Here is a 19,056-nt window from a genome sequence, read left to right as displayed (position 1 = left end):
ATTGAGGTTTACGAGAAGACTTCGCAGAACTGCTTTCATCAATGGCAAGGACGGGATTTCAGGGGAGGAAGCTGGGAGAAGCCTTTGAAATCTGGACCGAAATGCTTCGGGAGGAGAACATAACGATTCTGATGGGGCTCAGCGGGGCTATGGTTCCTGCAGGGATGAGGAAGATAATCGCATGGCTCATAAGAAACCGCTACATTGACGTTCTGGTTTCCACGGGGGCGAATCTCTTCCACGACATCCACGAGGCGATGGGGTTCAGGCATTTTATGGGCAGCGAGCACGTAAACGATTGCAAGCTTTTTGAAGAGGGAATCGACAGGATTCACGACGTCTTTGCCTACGAAAAGGAGTTCAACGTAATTGACTACACTCTTGCAGAGATAATCTCAGAGATGAGTGGAGTTATGTCTTCAAGAGAATTCCTTGAGGAGATTGCAGGGAGACTCAACGTCAAGGACAGAAACTCCATTGTTATTGCAGCTTACGAGTCAAAAGTCCCGATATTCAGTCCGGCAATAGCTGACAGCTCCATCGGCATAGCTGCCGCCTTAGCCAAAAGAGAGGTGGTTATAGACACAATTAGGGACGTTGAAGAGCTCACTGAGATAGTGGTGAATTCAGAAAAAACAGGGGTCATTTATGTTGGTGGAGGAGTGCCGAAGAACTTCATCCAGCAGACCGAGGTTGTGGCGAGGCTTAAAGGCTACGACGTCAGAGGCCACGAATATGCCATTCAGATAACAACAGACGTCCCGCAGTTTGGAGGGCTGAGCGGCTGCACCTTTGAGGAGGGGGTCAGCTGGGGCAAGATAAGCGGCAAGGCCAAGAAGGTGCAGGTAAACTGCGATGCTACCATCGCTTTGCCAGTTCTGGCTCACGGGCTAATTGGAATTAGGAGGCAAAAGTATCCTATCTTTAACGGATTATGAGGTTAGCGTACGTTAAAAACCATGAGATTTACGGGGAAAAGCTGCTTGGATTAACGCTCAGAGAGAGGATAGAAAAGACTCTCCAGAGGGCAGGCTTTGATGTGAGATTTTTCGACGAACTCTCACTGGAAGAGGCTGAGGATTATTTAATTATTCTTGAGCCAGTTCTCATCCTTGAGAGAGACTTGCTGCTGGAAGGCAGGAAAATACTTGTTTCCGATGGTTTTACAGTAGGATACTTTTTTGGAGGGGATTTCAGGACTGTATTTGATGGTAACCTGCAATCGTCCATAGAAAAATACCTTTCTCTGAACAATCTGGAAAGTTACGAGATATGGGCTATCAAACTCTCCAACGACAACCTCAAGACAGCAGAAAAGCTCCTTCTGAGCTCCCTCATCAAGGCTAAAAGAACGGGATTGAAGCCAGCTTACTACGACGGGTGGATTGCAAGAGAAATCAACAGGAAAGTCTCCCTAAGGATTTCAAGGCTTCTCGCCGACACCAGCGTCACTCCCAACCAGATAACGGTGTTCTCCTTTTTCCTTTCCTTAGTAGGCTCAGCACTCTTTCTCCTCAATAGCTATCTCACAACTCTTCTGGCTGGAGTAATTATCCAGCTACACAGCATTATTGACGGCTGCGACGGGGAGATTGCAAGGCTCAAGTTCATGGAGTCCAAGTATGGTGCTTGGCTTGATGGCGTTCTCGACAGGTATTCTGATTTCATTATCGTTTTCTCCATAACCTACGTCCTCTCAGCATCCAATCCCGTTTACTGGATAATCGGCTTTCTCGCTGCCTTCGCCTCACTCATGATTGCTTACACGGGAGACAAGTTTGTTGCCGCCTACATGAGAACCTACAGCCCGGAAGGCTTTGCAATACCAATTACGAGGGACTTTCGCCTCCTCATAATCTTCGCATGCTCGGTTGTTAACCTTCCTTCCTTGGCACTCGTTATCATTGCCTTACTCGGAAACTTTGAGGCTTTGAGGAGGATTGTTGCACTCAGAAGTTACACGAACTAGCGAAGGTGTTATATTATTTCAACCAACTTTAATCGTGAAATACCGCTTTCCAAAGGGGATGCGCCCATCAACCTTAAGAGAGAGGGAGAGCTTCTACCGCTACGAGTTCAGCCTCGATAGGGTTGAGAAATGGCTTGGCTGGAGGGATATAGGCAACACCGCCTTTGCGGTAATCATCGGAAGGCACTCCGACATTTACCTCCCGGAATATGAGGACATAAAGAGAAAGGCTGTAATCATCGACGAGCACAAAGGTTTGGCGGATGTCCTCGACTACATTCTGCAGTATCTGCCTGAGGGGGTTTACTACGACCGCAACGTCTACTCAGACATTAAGCTGTGCGTTGAGAGAGGATGCGACTACAAAAACTGCTGGGGTTGTGAGAACTTTCTGGGACAGGAGCTTGCATTCGACATCGACCCTGAGAACGTTTCCTGCCCCTACCACGGAAGCATAGAGGACAAGATGAAGAGGGGGGAGGGGCTGAGCTTCTGCATGCTTGAGTTCAAAAAAGTGAGAAAGCTTACCTTAAGCCTTTACGACGAGCTCAGGGCTGAATACAAAAAGTTGAGAGTGGTTTTCTCAGGCAGGGGATTCCACATCCATGTTTTCGACAGAAAAGCGTTAAAGATGAGCAGAGAGGAGCGGGTGGAGCTGGCCAAAGCCTATTCACACTACGCCATTGACGAGTGGGTAACCAACGGAGAAATGAGGTTGATAAGGCTACCTTATTCCCTCAACGGGCTCGTTTCAAGGATTTGCTCCCCTCTAAGCATTGAAGAGCTTCCTGCTTTCGATCCACGCAACCACTCTATTCCTTCTTTTCTGCTTTCGTCTCCTCGCCGTAGTAGTAGAGCTTCTTCTTCTCGGCCTTAACCTCCTCCCCCTCGTAGTACTCCTTTTTCTTTTTCTCTTCCATGGTTCTACTAACAATAAATCGTTTAAAAAATTTGCTTTCGATAATCGAACGAAAAGATTAAATTTTATGTAGATTATAGTTAAGTGTCGGGAGGTGAGACCATCATAGATGCAAGCTGGTTGCTGGGACTGTCTGCCCTTGGTATTTACATCCACGCAGTGTTCCTGAGCATAACACTCGGCTTTCCGCTGGTGATAATTGGTCTGCTCTTGAAATACAGCAAATCTGGCGACGAGGACTACTTCAAAACTGCAAAGATTATGACTGCGGTTCTTGCCATAAACTTCGCCCTTGGTGCTGTGACGGGAACTCTTGTGGAGTTCGGTCTGGTTCAGGCGTGGCCCGGGACGATTCTCGCCATAGCGAGCTTTGCCTTTGCCCCCCTCGCCCTTGAGCTCCTCGCCTTTGCCAACGAAATCGCCACCCTTGTTCTCTTCATAGTGACTCTTGGCCGCATAAGAACTTCCTACAGCATTGCCATTCTCGCCGTTTACTGGATTTTTGCAGCCCTTTCAGGCGTTCTGATAATGAGCGTGAACTCGTGGCTTGTAGCTCCTTGGGGAACTGGACCCATTGCCAAGTCAATTTATCCCTTCATGCCTGAATTTGGCGGGCTTGCTGCAGATGCCCAGAAGCTTGTAATTCTGAAAATTCTGGCCATCGCTTCGGGAATGCCCATTCAGGCAATAATCCAGAATCCAGAGGTGGCAGGGAAGGTCGGAGTAATTCTAACAGACCCGTACGTTGCAATCTTTAACCCATTCGCAGCTATCTCCGCCCTTCATGCGCTCTTTGCAGCCTTCTCCGTTGGAGTTTCCATAGCCCTGCTTGCCTTCTCCCTCAGATATTACACAGGCGGTGAGAAAAGGAATTTGAAAGCGGCAAAAGTTGCTTCACTTGTAATTCTCGTGCTTTTCCTCATCCAGCCGACAATTCTGGGCCACTTCATGGGAGACGGAGTTGTGGAGATGAACCCAACAAAGTTTGCCATGATGGAAAATGCTAAGGAAACCTTCTACAATCCAATGATTGCCCTTGTTGCCTACGGCGACCCATCAAGGCCGATTGTTGGCTTTGATGAGTTTGAGAGGCAGTGCAACTCCCTAGGTGATGCAGAGCTTGGAGATTTGGCTGGACAGCTTGGGATAACCATGGATGCTGCTATCGCAACAGCCAAGCAGGTTGGGGTAAAGGTTGGCTCGGAAGAGATTCAGAATGCCTGGAATACGGAGCTGAGGCAGATATGCCTTGCCGACTTAAAGAAGGCTGAGAGCAGAATTGCTGTGGTTCACGCTGCCTACTACACCAAGATAGCCTTCGGCGTTATCGGCTTTGTGTCGGCCATAGCCCTCTTCGCCCACTTCAGGAAGCTTCCGCTGCTCTCTTCGCTGGTGGACAGAATTCTTGGCAGAAGAGCTATGTTGATTCTACCCATTGGAGTTTTCCTCGGGGCTGCGGTTCCATCAGTGTTGGGCTGGTACGTCAGGGAAGTGGGAAGGAAGCCGTGGACCGTTTACGGAATTCTATATCCTGAGGAGCTTGTAACGGTGGTGGGCTACGGGAGAAGCTTTGAGTTTGCGGTGTTCATGGGCGTAATAATAGCTGCCATTGCTGCCTTTGGTATGGTCTCGATGTATTTCGTTGCAACGAGAGGATACAGGTACCTCTTCAGAGGTGATGAGAATGAGTGAGGTGGGCTTTTTCGGGCTCGGTTTTGCTGTGCTGCTCCACATAATCTTCGTATCCATCACAATCGGCGTTGGCTGGATTGCTGCCTACTCTCGCCTTAAAGCCTATCTCAGCAACGACAGTTACCTCGAAATGTTCTCAAGGAAGGTCTTTAAGGTTATGGTGGTTTTGGAGCTCTTCTCAGGAGTTTGGGGGACGATAATCACGGTCTTTCTCGCAGGATTCTTCCCTACTTTAACAGCGCTTGCAACCAACGTCCTTTTTGTTCCGCTGCTCATCGCCCTGATATCAATCATGGTCAGAATTCCGAGCATAGGCATTTTCTGGTACACTTGGGGCAAGATACATCCCAGATACCACAGCTTCATTGGAATTGTGATGGCGGTGTCAGGCTTCACCATTCCCTTGGGATTCAGGGCCATTTTCTCTGAAATCACCGCACCCACTGCTGTTGCTGAATACCTCACAACCTCAGCCGTTTCTCCACTTGCAGCTTATGCAAACCCCTTCTTCTGGCTGCTTTACCTCCACACGCTCTTTGCTGTGATGTCAGTAGGAGGATTTGTTGTTGCATACCTGATGTCCCTCGAAGGAGACTCTGATGGGATAAGAGTGGGATATCTCTACGGTCTGGGTTTCCTTCTGATCCAGATTCCGATGGGTGTTATCTTCTGGGCTTCACTCCACGACTACTCTCCTTACATGTTCTCAAGCGTTACCTTTGGCTCCTTCGCCCCCGCTTTCGCCGCCAAAATAGCAGTGGTTACAGCCCTCCTCGTTCTCGGCATTCTGGGCTACATAAGGGAGAGCGCTTCTTACACAAAATACTCGCTGATTCTTGCCTTATCAGCGGTCTTTTTCGGAGAGCTGATGAACAGCGGAGCAAGGTATCCGTACATGGTGGTTACAGGCAGCGAAGGGATTCCCATTGCCGCCTTCTCCAATCTCTACATAGAGGTTCCAATGGTTGCAGTTTACGTAATCATGGCCTTCCTGCTCGTAAGCCTCGCCGTTTTCTTAACAGCAGCATTCTACGCCCTCTTCAAGAGGTATCTGACAGAAGTGCCGGAAAGCTAGCAAAATCGAAACCTTTATTTTTTAATTAAAATCAATTTAAAAGATGACGATAGATGATGTGCTCTCCCTTCTTGAAAAGGCCGAATCGGAAGACCTCAACCCTCGAACCGGAAGGCTTTTCGCCTACGTTTACGAGACCGGAGATGAGAACATAAGGAAGGTCGCTGAAAAAGCTCTGGTGCGCTTTGCTGAGAAAAACCTGCTTGACTTTACCGTTTTCAGAAGCGCGGTATTCTTTGAGAAGGAAGTGGTCGGGTTCGCCAGAAACCTGATGCACGGCGACGCTGCTGTTGGCTCCTTCACCTTTGGCGGGACGGAAAGCATAATGCTCGCCGTGAAGGCTGCCAGAGATTACTACAGGAAGAAAGAGGGAACGGCGGAGGTTCCTGAAATACTTGCACCAATCTCGATTCACCCAGCTTTTCTGAAAGCCGCTGACTATCTTGGCCTTAAAGTTGTCAGACTGCCGGTAAAGGATGCAAAGGGTGATGTTGATGCCTTTGCTGAGGCCGTCAGCGGTAAAACGGCACTAATTGCCTTGTCCGCACCCAACTGGCCTTTCGGAACCATTGACCCAGTAGAGGAGATTGCAGAAATTGCTGCAGAGAGAAACGTCCTCCTTCACGTCGATGCATGCCTCGGGGGCTTCATTCTGCCCTTCTTCGAGATGCTGGGAGAGAAAATACCGAAGTTCGATTTCAGGGTTGAGGGGGTTACCTCAATCTCTCTCGACGCGCACAAGTACGGCTACGCCCCAAAGGGAGCTTCTGTGGTGCTTTTCAGAGATGCTGAACTGAAAAAATGCTCCATGTTCGTTGATGTAACCTCTCCGGGCTACGTTTTTGTCAATCAAGCCGTGCTGTCTTCAAGACCTGAGGGGCCTTTAGCAGCAGCCTTTGCGGTGATTAAGTACCTGGGCGTCGAGGGCTACAAGGAGCTTGCCTCGAAAATTCTATCGGCGAGAGACAAAATTTACAGGGGGTTGAAGAGTCTAGGTTTCGAGAGCGTCGGAGAGGTTGAGAGCAGCGTTCTGGCGATGACAAATCCGGATGTTGACCTGATGGGCTTCGTAAACAACATGAAAAAGCTTGGCTGGCAGCTTCACCTTCAAAAGGGGCTGAAAGAGTACGACATCCCTGACAACATTCACCTCACGCTGAGCCCGGTTCACGACGGTGTTGCGGAGAAGTTCGTTGAAGATGCTGCGAAGGCTCTGGAGATGGAGCCGGAGTTGACACTAAGCAGATTTACGCAATGGCTGAAAGGGGGGAGTTTGCCGAAATCATAAAGGGCATAGAGGAGGGTAGAATAGACTCCAGCGTTATACCAATGCTGCTCGAATCCATTCCAGAAAAGGTGGCGGTTGAACTGATAAAGAACATCGTTGTAGAGTGGTTCAGATGAGGGCGCTGCTAACAGCGGGCTTTATCCTCATAGTTTTTGCCTCGCAGGCAGTCTGGGTTACATTCTCTCCGGTCCTCACTCTCGTTTCTGAAGAAATAAACGTCTCGGTCGAGCTTCTCGGCCTGCTGGCCGTAACTTACCCAATCTTTTTCCTTATCCTCACCATACCGAGCGGGTTGCTTCTCGACAGGGACTTCAAAAGGTGGTTTCTGTTCGGCAGCGTAGCGACCTTCTTCGCTGCAGCAGGAAGGCTTGTGAGCTTCAACTACTACTGGCTCCTTGTATGCCAGCTTTCAGGTGCTCTGGGGCAGCCTTTCCTGCTTAACGCCTTCGTTCCCTATGCATCGCAGCTTTACGAGGAAAGGAGGACGCTCGTAATCTCAGTTCTTAGCCTCTCCATGTATCTCGGAACTGTCTTCGCCCTCGCTGCGGGGCTCAAGCTCTACACCGCTGGAGGGCTAACTTTGCTCATACTTCCTTCTGCCGTGGTTGCAACCGCGGGAATAGTCTTAGTGCTAATAGCAGTGCGGGCGGTGAGGTTTACCAAAGCCGAAAGCTTTGCCGTTAAACAGTTCGGAGCGGTTTTGAAAAGAAAAGACCTCTGGATTATCGGAGCCATTCTTGGATTCGGCGTAGCTACCTTCGACAACCTCGCAACATGGCTGCAACCTGCTTTAAGAAGTGCTGGGCTGGAAAAGGTTGCTGGAGACGCCGTTGCTCTGGCGATAGTTCTCGGGTTGATTGGTGTCGCGGTTATTCCAGACAGAGTGGCAAGAGCGAATTTAAGGACAATCTACATGAGATCTATAACTCCGCTGATTGCTGCCTTCTTCGTCATTCTGGCATTTTCCTTAAACACCACGCTGCTCTTCGCCTTTCTCGGCATAAGCGGGCTGCTGATGCTCCCCGCCTACGCGATAATAATGGACTGGATAGGAAAGTTCTGCGATAGAGAGGTTCACGGCAGCGCCACCGGGTTTGTTGGATTGACCAGCAGAGCGATTTCAGTGGCCCTTACGCTGGGAGCCATGTACTTCATCAGCAGTGCAGAGCTTTACTTCACCTACCTAACCATTCCAATTACGGTTGCCTTCATCCTGACGCTGCTGCTCCCCAACGACCGTAAAAAGCCATCAATTTCAAAAGTGTTTTAAGTTGAATACGGGAGTGGCTTTCATGGAAATAGAGTGCCCCATCTGCGATGACGGAAAGCTCCACGAAGTTGAGGTTCTTGAGGAGAAAAAAGGGAAATTCAAGAGGAGGAATGCTGAGTTTGATGCTGAAGTTTACATTGTCGTCTGCAAGGATTGCGGGACTAAAGGAATCGTTAGGAGGGTTAGGCAGATAAACATGGAGAGCTATGAGTTTCCGCTTGAGGATTGATGACAGCGTTACTGCCGACCACGTCGTTTGCTGGGGAGTTACGGTAGCGCTGCTCAAAAAATCGCTTTTTGGCTCCACACCCGAGGAGCGGAAAAGGAGGGTCGAGGAGAAGATTTCGCAGGCTGTAGTGGAGCTCGGCCTTGAAGGTCTCTCCGACGAGTTCAGGGTTTCTATGCTTTCAGCCTGGGTTAGGTACTACGTTTTCAGAGTTGACGCCGGAGAAAAAACCTTCGTTCTTAATGTTCTTTCACCAAACTCTCCGGTGAAAAGCTTTAGGGACATCCTTGACCCACTGAGGGGACTTTTTGAGAAATTCAGGGAGAACATTGCGGTTCCCGTTGCGTACACGGACGAGTTCATGCTGCAGGAGTGGATTAACGGTCTTCCGCTTTCCGAGCTGAGGGACGGAGACGTAATGAGGAGCGATGAGAAAAGCCGGAGAATAATCGAGGAGTCCATCTACCTGACGGCGAGACTCCTCTACAGGCTCTGGAAGGAGGGATTCGTTTACTCCCCCTGGGAGGATTACGAGGCTATGTACTGCGACGGAAAAATAGTCTTGCTCGACGTCACGAGGTTTGAGAAGAAGCCGAGCAACGAGAGCTTTCTGCAGCATTACTATGGTGCGCCCTTCTGCCCACCTGACGTTCTCAAAGACCCTAAAAGTCCTGTAAACCGGCTTTACTTCAGGGGAACAAGCGAGAGGGACTACTTCGGTGTGGAAAGGGAAAAATACGAGGAGCTGTTTTTGAAGGGGATAAGGGACGAGTGCGGAAGTGAGCAGGAGTTCAAAATATTGCTGGGGGATTGTGAGGCGGTGGAACGCATAAAAAGGGTTTGATATTTTGACGCAAAACCTATACTCTACCCAACTACCACCATGTAAAATGCCTAAGACTTTTGGAAAACTAACGAAGGATATTAGGGTGCTAGTGAGATGTTATTGTGGTGGGAATGAGTTCAGAAATGAACATACCCCCTCCAACACGACCTATAGAGATGTTATTCGAACCTCCTTACGGTTGGAGTTCCAAAATCAGCCGTATCAGCAGATTTATAAACCATAATTCTGTCAAAATATCCTTCTGCATAAGTGTCTTCAAGTGGATTCGAGCCAAGGTATATTACAGAATCATTTAAATTAAAGTCAAAATTTAATTTTTTGGAAACTCTTATACCGTTTATCTCCAGCCAAATTTCATCTTTACTCGTGTCCCACATAATTTTTATGTTGTTCCAGTTATCGCTAAATGCCTCATCAAACCATTTTACGGATTTCAACTGAATGTAAACTCCAGAGATTTTGTTTTTTGACTTTATAATATAAAAAATCTCTCCTTCGCGTTCGAATAGATTTATCTGTGCATCATCCCCATCTATAAACAAAATTGCGTGTGTCCCTTTGGAATCCATCCAATTAGACCTAAATTTCAAGTCCACTATATATCCATGATCTGTTAAGTTTAGTTTTGTGGCCATAACGACACACTTATCTATTCTAACAGCTCCATCTTTTACGATCGGTTTCTTGAAATCCTTGCATTTGAAATAAATTTCATAATTTTTAAGGCTCTCGTTTATCTCATCCAAGATCTCTTTCTTGAGTTGGTCATAATCCTGAGGAAAAAGTACTAATGTAAAAAAATAAGCTGCTATTGTCAAAACTGCAGCTAATATAGACAATATAGAGAAGGTATCCCAAGATTCGATGTAATTTAGTCTCTTCAAAACAATTAAAATGCCAAAAGTAACTACAAAGGTAGCTATGGCTATTAACCTTGTGTCCACGATTAGTATCAAGTTGTTTCACTATTAATCACTTTCGGAGAACATTACCAATACTCAAAATTCTCCTCATCCCTTGTGTTCAATGTAAAATATCTATCCCCACTCGTCCCATCGATTGATAAAAAGTGGATGACGATCGGCATGAAATAATCCATACCCTTAAGTCGATAAAAATATCTGAAAACCCTCGTAAGCTTGAGGTTGGTTTTACAATTTGGAAAATTTGTAGGTTAGTGCACATATATCAGATATTGCAAGCTCTCTTTGTTACAATTACAAATCCTCATATATTCAATGGTTCCGCGGCTCTCAGTTTTTGATGGTCGATTGTCAAGAAGAGCGGATTACTTACTCCATCCCCTCGACAAAAGCCCTTACGTTCTTCCCCAGCACCGAGTGGTTGTAGCCGCCCTCAAGCACGGCAAACCTCCTGCCCTCGCACTTTTCTTCAGCATACTCCTTGATTATTCTGCCAATCTCTCTGTAATCTTCAGTTTCAAGAATTCCTCCCCAATCATCCTTGTGTCGGTCGAAGCCCGCTGAGACGGCAACTATGTCGTATTCGTTCTCCTTCAGGAACTGCTCTATGCCGGCTATGTCCGCACCCTTCATGTGGTGGTACTTGACCTCCTCCACACCTGCAAAGGCGTTTGCAGTTCCGTCTCCAAAGTGCAAGTCGAAGTCCACGATTACGGCCTTCTTAATCCTCCCCTCCACCAGCAGCTTCTTGACCGCAATGGCTATGTTGTTGAAGTAGCAGAATCCCCAGCTGCTGTCCGGGCTTGCGTGATGCCCTGGAGGGCGTATGGCTCCAAAGGCAGGCTCGTTAAAGGCTATTTCCGACGCAAGAATCGCTCCGCCAACGGCGAGAACCGCAACTTCATAAATCTCAGGCTCGCTTTTGACGTACATGTAGTGCTCCCTCGTGTGAACGAGAGTATGTCCTCTATCTTTGCCGGTTCCGGCTCAACGACCTCGTAATCCCTCAGCTCCTCCATAATAGCCTCCATCCTCCCAGCCTCCGCTGCGGGGTCGGAGGTGTAGACGGTGTAGAACTTCGGGTGAAAAACGATCTTCATGAGAGAATGTTTGCACAAAATTCTTTAAGTTTTTCCCGTAGTCTAATCGATGATTGCATCAGCACCCGGAAAGATAATTCTGTTCGGCGAGCATGCGGTGGTTTACGGTAGGCATGCGGTGGTGTCAGCGATTAACCTTAGATGCAGAGTGTCGGTGAGAAAATCTGACAGGTTTCTGATTAGGTCTTCGTTAGGAGAGAGCGGGCTGGACTATCAAAGGCATCCCTACGTCGTGCAGGCTGTTAAGAGGTTTGGGGAGCTTAGAAATATTCCGGGTGCTGAAATTGAGATTGAGAGCGAAATACCGATTGGCTCTGGGCTGGGCAGCTCTGCGGCGGTGATTGTTGCCACAATAGCTGCTCTGAATGCAGAGTTCGATGGGGATATGGATAAAGAGGCCATCTTCCAGATGGCGAAGCAGGTTGAGATTGACGTTCAGGGAAGGGCGAGCGGAATAGACCCGTTCATATCCACCTTTGGAGGTTCGTGGCTTTTCCCTGAGCGTAGAAAGGTCGAGATGCCGTTCAAGTTCTTCGTTATCAACTTTGGCAGCAGGTCAACGGCTGAGATGGTCGCAAAAGTTGCTGAGCTGAGAGAGAGGCATCCTGAGGTTGTGGATAAAATATTTGACGCTATCGACGCAATCTCCCTTGAGGCGAGCGATGTTGGCAGCGCTGAAAGACTTGAGGAGCTCATAGCCATAAACCAGTCGCTTCTGAGGGCGATAGGGGTGAGCAATCCCGAAATCGACAGAACCATTGCAGAGCTCGAAAGGATGGGTTTGAATGCGAAAATAACTGGAGCGGGTGGTGGGGGGTGTATATTCGGCCTGTTCAAGGGAGAGAAGCCGAAAGGGAGCTTCATAGTCGAGCCCGAAAAGGAGGGTGTCAGAATTGAAGAGTGACGTTACCATTCTGAAGATAGGGGGTTCGGTGATAACAGACAAGAGCAGGGGGGCCTTTGAAAAGCTGAAAGAGAGGGAGCTTAGGGAAGTCTGCAGAGCAATTTCGGAGAAATGGAGAAACCTGATTGTCGTGCACGGTGCAGGCTCGTTCGGGCATCCCCACGTAAAAAAATTCGGTTTAAGCCCTCTTGGAGCCTCAAAGGTTCATCTCGGGTGCCTCAGATTGAGTGAGAGATTCTGCTCCGTCCTCACCGAGTTCGAAGTTCCCGCCTACCCCATCCATCCCTTTCTGGCGTACAGCGTTGAGATTGTTGATAAAGCCATGAAAAGCGGTTTTCTTCCCGTTCTCCACGGGGATGTGGTGATGGCGGAGAAGATAGAAGTTCTCTCGGGGGACGACATTGTTGCGCACCTCGCAGAGGCTTTTAAAGCTGAGAAGATCGGGTTCGCCACCGACGTTGAGGGTGTTTACGATTTTAACGGCAATGTTATCGATAGGCTTGACAGAAGCCTCCTTGAGGAAATGATTGCCAAGGGTGGAGTGGCAAAGGGAAAGGAGGATGTGACAGGAGGTATGCTGAGAAAGCTTCAGAAGCTTTATGAGATGGGGCACGGGTGTAAGGCTTACGTTTTCAAAGGCAACTACGAAAACTTGAAGAAGTTCTTACAGGGAGAGAAGGTTGGAACGGAGGTGATAATCTGAGCACTTCGAAGAGGAAGATTGACCACCTGAAAATCTGCCTCGAAGAGGAGGTTGAGTCAGGATACACGGGACTTGAAGACGTGATGCTGATTCACAAGGCTCTTCCCGAGGTCGATTACTGGAAGATTGACACAGAAATCGAGTTTTTTGGGAAAAAGCTTTCGTTTCCCCTCCTCATCGCCTCTATGACCGGTGGGCATCCCGAAACGAAGGAAATCAACGCCCGTTTGGGTGAAGCGGTGGAGGAGGCCGGGATAGGCATGGGTGTCGGAAGTCAGAGGGCGGCGATAGAGGATGAGAGCCTTGCGGACAGCTTTACTGTTGTAAGGGAGAAGGCTCCGAATGCGTTTGTCTATGCGAACATTGGAATGCCTCAGGTTATAGAGAGGGGGGTTGAGATTGTTGACAGGGCTGTGGAGATGATTGATGCCGATGCGGTTGCGATTCACCTCAACTACCTTCAGGAGGCAATTCAGCCGGAGGGTGATTTGAACGCGGAAAAGGGCCTGGAGGTCCTGGAAGAGGTATGCAGATCCGTGAAGGTTCCGGTTATCGCAAAGGAAACGGGAGCGGGGATAAGCAGAGAGGTTGCAGTAATGCTGAAGAGGGCGGGCGTTTCAGCGATAGACGTTGGAGGTAAGGGTGGAACGACGTTCAGCGGCGTTGAAGTTTACAGGGTTAACGATGAGGTCTCCAAGTCGGTGGGTATTGACTTCTGGGACTGGGGATTGCCAACAGCCTTCAGCATCGTTGATTGCAGGGGAATTCTGCCCGTCATCGCCACGGGCGGACTGAGGAGCGGCCTTGACGTGGCGAAGTCCATAGCAATCGGGGCCGAGTTGGGAAGCGCGGCCTTGCCCTTCCTCAGGGCAGCGGTTGAGAGTGCTGAGAAGGTAAGGGAGGAAATCGAGTACTTCAGGAGGGGATTAAAAACGGCAATGTTTTTAACGGGCTGCAAAAACGTTGAGGAGCTAAAGGGCCTAAAAGTTTTCGTTTCGGGAAGGTTGAAAGAGTGGATCGATTTCAGAGGTTGATTGCCATGCTGAAGGAGGAAATAGCGAAAAGGGCCGAAATAATCAACAAAGCCATTGAAGAGCTTCTGCCCGAAAGGGAGCCGATTGGACTCTACAAAGCCGCAAGGCATCTGATCAAAGCAGGTGGCAAGAGGCTAAGGCCTGTAATAAGCCTCTTAGCAGTCGAAGCCCTTGGGAAAGACTACAGAAAGATTATCCCGGCTGCTGTCAGCATTGAAACAATCCACAACTTCACCCTCGTGCATGACGACATAATGGACAGGGACGAGATGAGGAGGGGAGTTCCGACGGTACACAGGGTTTATGGGGAAGCGACGGCCATTTTAGCAGGCGACACACTCTTTGCTGAAGCCTTCAAGCTGCTGACAAAGTGCGATGTTGAGAGCGAGGGAATCAGAAAAGCTACAGAAATGCTTTCGGACGTTTGCATAAAAATATGCGAGGGGCAGTACTACGACATGAGCTTTGAGAAAAAGGAGAGCGTTTCCGAGGAGGAGTATCTCAGGATGGTCGAGCTGAAGACCGGAGTGCTGATTGCAGCTTCTGCAGCATTACCTGCGGTGCTTTTTGGGGAGAGCGAGGAAATTGTAAAGGCGCTGTGGGACTACGGAGTTCTTAGCGGTATTGGCTTCCAGATCCAGGACGACCTGCTTGACCTGACTGAGGAGACCGGAAAGGACTGGGGAAGCGACCTGCTTAAAGGGAAGAAAACCCTGATTGTCATAAAGGCGTTCGAAAAGGGAGTGAAGCTAAAGACGTTTGGAAAGGAAAAGGCGGACGTCTCTGAGATTAGAGATGATATCGAAAAGTTAAGAGAGTGTGGTGCGATTGATTACGCTGCCAGCATGGCAAGAAAGATGGCTGAAGAGGCGAAAAGAAAGCTCGAAGTTCTGCCTGAAAGCAAAGCCAAGGAAACACTGCTGGAACTTACCGACTTCTTGGTTACAAGAAAAAAGTGAAGAGCGGCGAATTAAATGCTAAAATTGGAATAATCCTCAATTGAAGGGGGGCACATAACCTTTAAATATCCTTACAGGCTTGCTTCCTCTTAGACGGTGATGTTATGACGTTCAAGCATATCGTGAGAATTGCCGATACGGATCTGGACGGGAACAAGAGTCTCATGTTCGCTCTCACAGGGATAAAGGGGATTGGGCTCAGAGCGGCGAGATGTATAGTCAACGAGCTCGGAGTGGACGGAAGGGCGAAGCTCGGAGAGCTCGACGACGAGACGATCGAGAAGGTTAAGAAATTTGTTGAGGAGGAAATCGAATCGCTCCCGTCGTGGCTACTGAACAGAAGAAAGGACCCCTACTCCGGCCAGGACCTTCACCTTCTGTCGAAGGATGTTGACTTCGCCAGAATGCTGGACATAGAGAGACTGATTAAGATGAAGGCCTATCGCGGCGTCAGGCATGCGAGGGGCAAGAAGGTCAGAGGTCAGAGAACGAGGTCAACTGGAAGGAAGGGCAGAACAGTCGGTGTTGTTAGGAGGAAGAGGTGATTTAGATGGGCGATCCAAAGCGACACAGAAAGAAGTACACAACTCCAACTCATCCCTGGGATAAGGCCAGACTTGAGAAGGAGATGCAGCTGGTGATAAAATACGGTCTCAGGAACAAGAGAGAGCTCTGGAGATTCCAGAATATTCTGAGGAAGTACAGGAGAGTTGCCCGAGACCTCCTCGCTGAAATTGGGCTTCCGGGCAAGGAAGGTGAGATTGCAAAGGCAAAAGCCCAGACGGTCATCAAGAAGCTTAACAAGATGGGCATACTGCCTGAAAACGCAACTCTCGACGACATCCTGAACCTCAGCGTTGAGGACTTCCTTGAGAGGAGGCTTCAGACGATGGTTTACAGGCAGGGCCTGGCAAGGACCATAAAGCAGGCGAGGCAGTTCATAACTCACGGTCACATCGCTGTTGACGGAAGGAGAGTCACCTCTCCAAGCTTTATCGTAACCAAAGAGCTTGAGAGCAAAATTTCCTTCTACAGGAATTCTCCTCTTGCAAAGACTGAGGTGGTCTGATGGCCGAGAAGAAGAAGGGAGGAAGGTGGGGGATAGCTCACATCTACTCGTCATACAACAACACGATTATCACGATTACAGACATAACCGGAGCGGAGATAATTGCAAGAGTAAGCGGCGGAATGATCGTCAAGGCCGACAGAGATGAGGGCAACCCTTACACCGCAATGCAGGCGGCACTTAGGGCTGCAGCGATAGCGAAGGAAAAGGGAATTGACGGTGTGCACATAAAGGTTAGGGCTCCGGGAGGAAACAAGCACACAACTCCCGGCCCTGGGGCGCAGGCGGCGATAAGAGCCCTTGCAAGGGCAGGGCTTAAGATAGGAAGAATTGAAGACGTTACGCCAATTCCGCACGACGGAACGAGACCTCCGGGAGGTAAGAGAGGCAGGAGAGTCTGATGATGCCAGAAATTGAAATTCTGGAAGAAAAGGATTTTAAAATTAAATTTATTTTGAAAAACGCTTCTCCAGCGCTTGCAAACTCCTTCAGAAGAGCGATGAAGGCAGAAGTTCCGGCAATGGCAGTTGATTACGTTGACATCTACCTCAACTCAAGCTACTTCTACGACGAGGTTATAGCTCACAGACTGGCGATGCTTCCCATAAAAACCTACCTCGACAGGTTCAACATGCAGAGCGAATGCTCTTGCGGTGGAGAGGGGTGTCCCAACTGCCAGATATCCTTCAGGCTTAACGTCGAGGGACCAAAGGTTGTTTACTCAGGAGATTTCATCAGCGATGACCCGGATGTCGTTTTCGCTATAGACAACATCCCGGTTCTGGAGCTTTTTGAGGGTCAGCAGTTGATGCTTGAGGCTGTTGCGAGGCTGGGCACGGGGAGAGAGCACGCAAAGTTCCAGCCCGTCTCTGTGTGCGTTTACAAGATAATACCGGAAATTGTTGTTAACGAGAACTGCAACGGTTGTGGAGACTGCATCGAAGCCTGCCCGAGAAACGTTTTCGAGAAGGATGGAGATAAGGTCAGAGTTAAGAATGTTATGGCCTGCTCGATGTGCGGGGAGTGCGTAGAGGTCTGTGAGATGAACGCCATCAGCGTGAACGAAACGAACAACTTCCTTTTCACGGTTGAGGGAACGGGTGCGCTGCCGGTCAGGGAAGTTATGAAAAAAGCCCTCGAAATCCTGAGAAGCAAGGCCGAGGAAATGAACAAAATAATTGAAGAGATCCAGTAAAAAATTAGGGGATGTCCAGCTCCTTCAATTTCTCTTTTGTCGGAACTCCGTTCTCCCAGCCTCTTAGCTGATAGTACTCCTCCTTCATCCTGTCCAGCTCAACGACCTGTCCCTTGGCTGGCCCCTCCTTAAGCGGTTCGGTTAGCAAGCGCTTCGGAAGTGTGTCATCCTTGCCGTCGAAGCCGTACTTGTTGAGTATAACTCTCTCGAGGTTGTAAATTCTCTCTCCAATTTTCATTATCTCGTCAGCGTTCAAATCCCATCCTGTGATGTGGGAGAGCAGCACCGCATAGTCCTCTGCACCGAGAGCGAAGGTCGTGAAGAGGCAGTTCACCGCGGAGTTCACCACACAGGTGAAGTCCTGGAAGGCCTTAACCCATGCGGCCTTTCCTTCGTAGGTGAGTGGGTCGATTTTCTCAGGCAGCCCCACAATTTCCGGCGAGACCGTGTAGCCGGTAACGTGGCAACCTCCTCTGTTTGCGGTTGCGTAGTTCAGTCCTATGCCCTTTATGCCTCTTGGGTCGTAGGCAGGCATCTCAAGTCCCTTAACGCTCATCGAAAGCTCAGGTGCGCCGAAGATCTCTGCCAACCTTTTGCTGCCCAAAGCCAGGTACTTCCCTATACCAGTCTTGTACGCAGTTCTCCACACAGCCTCAACCATCGCCGCATCGCTGCCGAAGGACAAATCGAGTCCCTGAAGGTCCTCGTCCTTTATGTAGCCCTTCTCGTAAAGCTCCATCGCACAGGCAATTGTTGAACCCATTGAGATTGTGTCTATGCCAAGCTCGTCGCAGAAGTGGTTGGCCTTGATAACCGCCTCAAGGTTTATCACTGCAGTATCGTTACCGAGAGCCCAAATTGACTCGTACTCAGGCCCTTCAGTGTTGAGGACCTTGAACGGACCGGTCTTAACCTCCGTCGCCCTTCCGCACCCTATGCTGCAGCCCCAGCATGCGACCCTCTTCCTCAGGTACTTCGCCTCCAGTGTTTCTCCGCTGATTTCATCCGCCTTCTCGTTGTACGCCTCCTGCCAGTTCTTGTAGGGCAACGCTCCGGCGTTGTTTATCACGTTAACCAGCACCGCTGTTCCGTACTTCGGCAGACCCTCTCCCGTTACCGGGTTCTGCTTGATCTTGTCCAGCATTTCCTTTGATGCAGCCTTGAACTCGTCGGGCTTGGCTATTTCCGGCCTCTCCGAGCCTTTGACGACGATCGCCTTTAGCTTCTTCGAGCCCATAACGGCTCCAACTCCCGTTCTCCCTGCAGCTCTGTGCTCTTCGTTTATTATGCAGGCAATATGGACTAGATTCTCTCCCGCGGGACCGATGCATGCGACGCTGCAGTTTCCTCCAGCTCTCTTTGTGAGAATTCTCGTGGTGTCGAAGGTGTTTTTGCCCCAAAGGTCCTTTGCGCACTTTATCTCTGCAGAACCATCAATTACCTCGAGGTAAACGGGCTCCTCGCTTTTGCCCTCCACAATAATCATGTCGTAGCCCGCAAACTTCATGTACGGTCCAAATCTGCCACCGCTGTTTGCGGAGCCAATCCCTCCGGTTAGCGGGCTTCTGAGAGTCATGACGTGGTACCTTCCCGGTTCTGGAAAGCCTATAACACCCGTCGCAGGGCCAGTAGCGAAAATCAGAACGTTCTCCTCCCCGAGCGGGTCGATGTCCTCTGGGGCGATTCCGAGCCTCTCGTACTCGGTGAGGTAGTCGTAAAGAAGTCTTACTGCATATCCCTTCCCGCCAAGGTATTTTCTGGCTATTTCCTCATCAATCGGGAGCTCCTTTATGCTCCCCTCGCTCAAATTCACCTTCAAAATTTTGCCCATATAACCTCCTGCCATAAAATCACCAATACCATTTGATTTGAAAAAATATATA

At 49.3% G+C, this 19,056-nt stretch carries 22 protein-coding genes; 18 read left to right on the top strand and 4 right to left on the bottom strand.

The window, feature by feature from the left end:
* Positions 1-41 precede the first annotated feature (41 nt).
* From AF_RS11590 to AF_RS11550, 10 genes are all read left to right on the top strand, one after another.
* Entirely contained in the window at positions 42-938 is an 897-nt protein-coding gene (locus AF_RS11590; RefSeq protein WP_010879789.1) for a deoxyhypusine synthase, read from the top strand.
* Positions 935-1,969, top strand: a complete 1,035-nt coding sequence (locus tag AF_RS11585) for a CDP-alcohol phosphatidyltransferase family protein (protein WP_010879788.1) — start codon at positions 935-937, stop codon at positions 1,967-1,969. Before AF_RS11590 ends, AF_RS11585 begins: the two co-directional genes overlap by 4 nt.
* A gap of 34 nt (positions 1,970-2,003) precedes the next feature.
* Positions 2,004-2,846 carry a DNA primase small subunit domain-containing protein gene (locus AF_RS11580; RefSeq protein ID WP_010879787.1) on the top strand — a complete coding sequence of 281 codons (843 nt, stop codon included), beginning with the start codon at positions 2,004-2,006 and terminating at the stop codon, positions 2,844-2,846.
* 126 nt (positions 2,847-2,972) lie between these two features.
* The gene (locus tag AF_RS11575; RefSeq protein ID WP_010879786.1) at positions 2,973-4,580 is read left to right on the top strand and encodes a cytochrome ubiquinol oxidase subunit I; all 1,608 of its coding nucleotides are present in this window, start codon (positions 2,973-2,975) and stop codon (positions 4,578-4,580) included.
* Positions 4,573-5,655, top strand: coding sequence for a cytochrome ubiquinol oxidase subunit I (locus AF_RS11570; RefSeq protein ID WP_048064554.1), 1,083 nt, complete (start codon positions 4,573-4,575; stop codon positions 5,653-5,655). The genes AF_RS11575 and AF_RS11570 overlap by 8 nt, the downstream gene beginning before the upstream one ends.
* Positions 5,656-5,698: 43 nt before the next feature.
* Positions 5,699-6,943 carry an aminotransferase class V-fold PLP-dependent enzyme gene (locus tag AF_RS11565; RefSeq protein WP_010879784.1) on the top strand — a complete coding sequence of 415 codons (1,245 nt, stop codon included), beginning with the start codon at positions 5,699-5,701 and terminating at the stop codon, positions 6,941-6,943.
* Positions 6,910-7,059 carry a hypothetical protein gene (locus AF_RS13155; RefSeq protein ID WP_158296901.1) on the top strand — a complete coding sequence of 50 codons (150 nt, stop codon included), beginning with the start codon at positions 6,910-6,912 and terminating at the stop codon, positions 7,057-7,059. Before AF_RS11565 ends, AF_RS13155 begins: the two co-directional genes overlap by 34 nt.
* Positions 7,056-8,213, top strand: a complete 1,158-nt coding sequence (locus AF_RS11560; RefSeq protein WP_048064776.1) for an MFS transporter — start codon at positions 7,056-7,058, stop codon at positions 8,211-8,213. Before AF_RS13155 ends, AF_RS11560 begins: the two co-directional genes overlap by 4 nt.
* Positions 8,214-8,235: 22 nt before the next feature.
* On the top strand, positions 8,236-8,442 hold the full coding sequence (locus tag AF_RS11555) for a hypothetical protein (protein ID WP_010879782.1): 207 nt from the start codon (positions 8,236-8,238) through the stop codon (positions 8,440-8,442).
* The gene (locus AF_RS11550) at positions 8,420-9,283 is read left to right on the top strand and encodes a hypothetical protein (RefSeq protein ID WP_010879781.1); all 864 of its coding nucleotides are present in this window, start codon (positions 8,420-8,422) and stop codon (positions 9,281-9,283) included. Before AF_RS11555 ends, AF_RS11550 begins: the two co-directional genes overlap by 23 nt.
* A gap of 161 nt (positions 9,284-9,444) precedes the next feature.
* On the opposite strand, the gene AF_RS11545 is transcribed toward AF_RS11550, so the two are convergent.
* From AF_RS11545 to AF_RS13615, 3 genes are all read right to left on the bottom strand, one after another.
* Positions 9,445-10,230: a hypothetical protein gene (locus AF_RS11545; protein ID WP_010879780.1), complete on the bottom strand. Its 786-nt coding sequence runs from the start codon at positions 10,228-10,230 to the stop codon at positions 9,445-9,447.
* Positions 10,231-10,578: 348 nt separating this feature from the next.
* Complete coding sequence (locus AF_RS11540) at positions 10,579-11,142, bottom strand: histone deacetylase family protein (protein WP_010879779.1); 564 nt, start codon at positions 11,140-11,142, stop codon at positions 10,579-10,581.
* Entirely contained in the window at positions 11,064-11,309 is a 246-nt protein-coding gene (locus tag AF_RS13615) for a hypothetical protein (protein ID WP_244372779.1), read from the bottom strand. Before AF_RS13615 ends, AF_RS11540 begins: the two co-directional genes overlap by 79 nt.
* A gap of 49 nt (positions 11,310-11,358) precedes the next feature.
* Here AF_RS13615 and mvk point away from each other — a divergent pair, with 49 nt between their 5' ends.
* The 8 genes from mvk (at position 11,359) to AF_RS11500 (ending at position 17,173) form a co-directional block, all read left to right on the top strand.
* Positions 11,359-12,213: a mevalonate kinase gene (gene mvk / locus AF_RS11535; protein WP_010879778.1), complete on the top strand. Its 855-nt coding sequence runs from the start codon at positions 11,359-11,361 to the stop codon at positions 12,211-12,213.
* Positions 12,203-12,916 carry an isopentenyl phosphate kinase gene (locus AF_RS11530; RefSeq protein WP_158296900.1) on the top strand — a complete coding sequence of 238 codons (714 nt, stop codon included), beginning with the start codon at positions 12,203-12,205 and terminating at the stop codon, positions 12,914-12,916. The genes mvk and AF_RS11530 overlap by 11 nt, the downstream gene beginning before the upstream one ends.
* Positions 12,913-13,950 carry a type 2 isopentenyl-diphosphate Delta-isomerase gene (fni, locus tag AF_RS11525; RefSeq protein WP_048064552.1) on the top strand — a complete coding sequence of 346 codons (1,038 nt, stop codon included), beginning with the start codon at positions 12,913-12,915 and terminating at the stop codon, positions 13,948-13,950. Before AF_RS11530 ends, fni begins: the two co-directional genes overlap by 4 nt.
* A gap of 5 nt (positions 13,951-13,955) precedes the next feature.
* Positions 13,956-14,909, top strand: coding sequence for a polyprenyl synthetase family protein (locus AF_RS11520; RefSeq protein ID WP_048064551.1), 954 nt, complete (start codon positions 13,956-13,958; stop codon positions 14,907-14,909).
* Between the two features lie 104 nt (positions 14,910-15,013).
* Positions 15,014-15,454, top strand: a complete 441-nt coding sequence (locus AF_RS11515) for a 30S ribosomal protein S13 (protein ID WP_010879774.1) — start codon at positions 15,014-15,016, stop codon at positions 15,452-15,454.
* Between the two features lie 5 nt (positions 15,455-15,459).
* Complete coding sequence (gene rpsD, locus AF_RS11510; protein WP_010879773.1) at positions 15,460-15,978, top strand: 30S ribosomal protein S4; 519 nt, start codon at positions 15,460-15,462, stop codon at positions 15,976-15,978.
* On the top strand, positions 15,978-16,379 hold the full coding sequence (locus AF_RS11505; RefSeq protein ID WP_010879772.1) for a 30S ribosomal protein S11: 402 nt from the start codon (positions 15,978-15,980) through the stop codon (positions 16,377-16,379). The genes rpsD and AF_RS11505 overlap by 1 nt, the downstream gene beginning before the upstream one ends.
* A complete protein-coding gene (locus tag AF_RS11500) occupies positions 16,379-17,173 on the top strand; it encodes a DNA-directed RNA polymerase subunit D (protein WP_010879771.1) in 795 nt (264 codons plus the stop codon). Before AF_RS11505 ends, AF_RS11500 begins: the two co-directional genes overlap by 1 nt.
* 4 nt (positions 17,174-17,177) lie before the next feature.
* Here AF_RS11500 and AF_RS11495 read toward each other — a convergent pair whose 3' ends face one another.
* Complete coding sequence (locus AF_RS11495) at positions 17,178-19,019, bottom strand: aldehyde ferredoxin oxidoreductase family protein (protein WP_010879770.1); 1,842 nt, start codon at positions 19,017-19,019, stop codon at positions 17,178-17,180.
* Positions 19,020-19,056 lie beyond the last annotated feature (37 nt).

The organism is Archaeoglobus fulgidus DSM 4304, from assembly GCF_000008665.1.
Classification (GTDB): Archaea; Halobacteriota; Archaeoglobi; order Archaeoglobales; family Archaeoglobaceae; genus Archaeoglobus; species Archaeoglobus fulgidus.
This window is presented reverse-complemented; position numbering and strand designations above follow the sequence as displayed.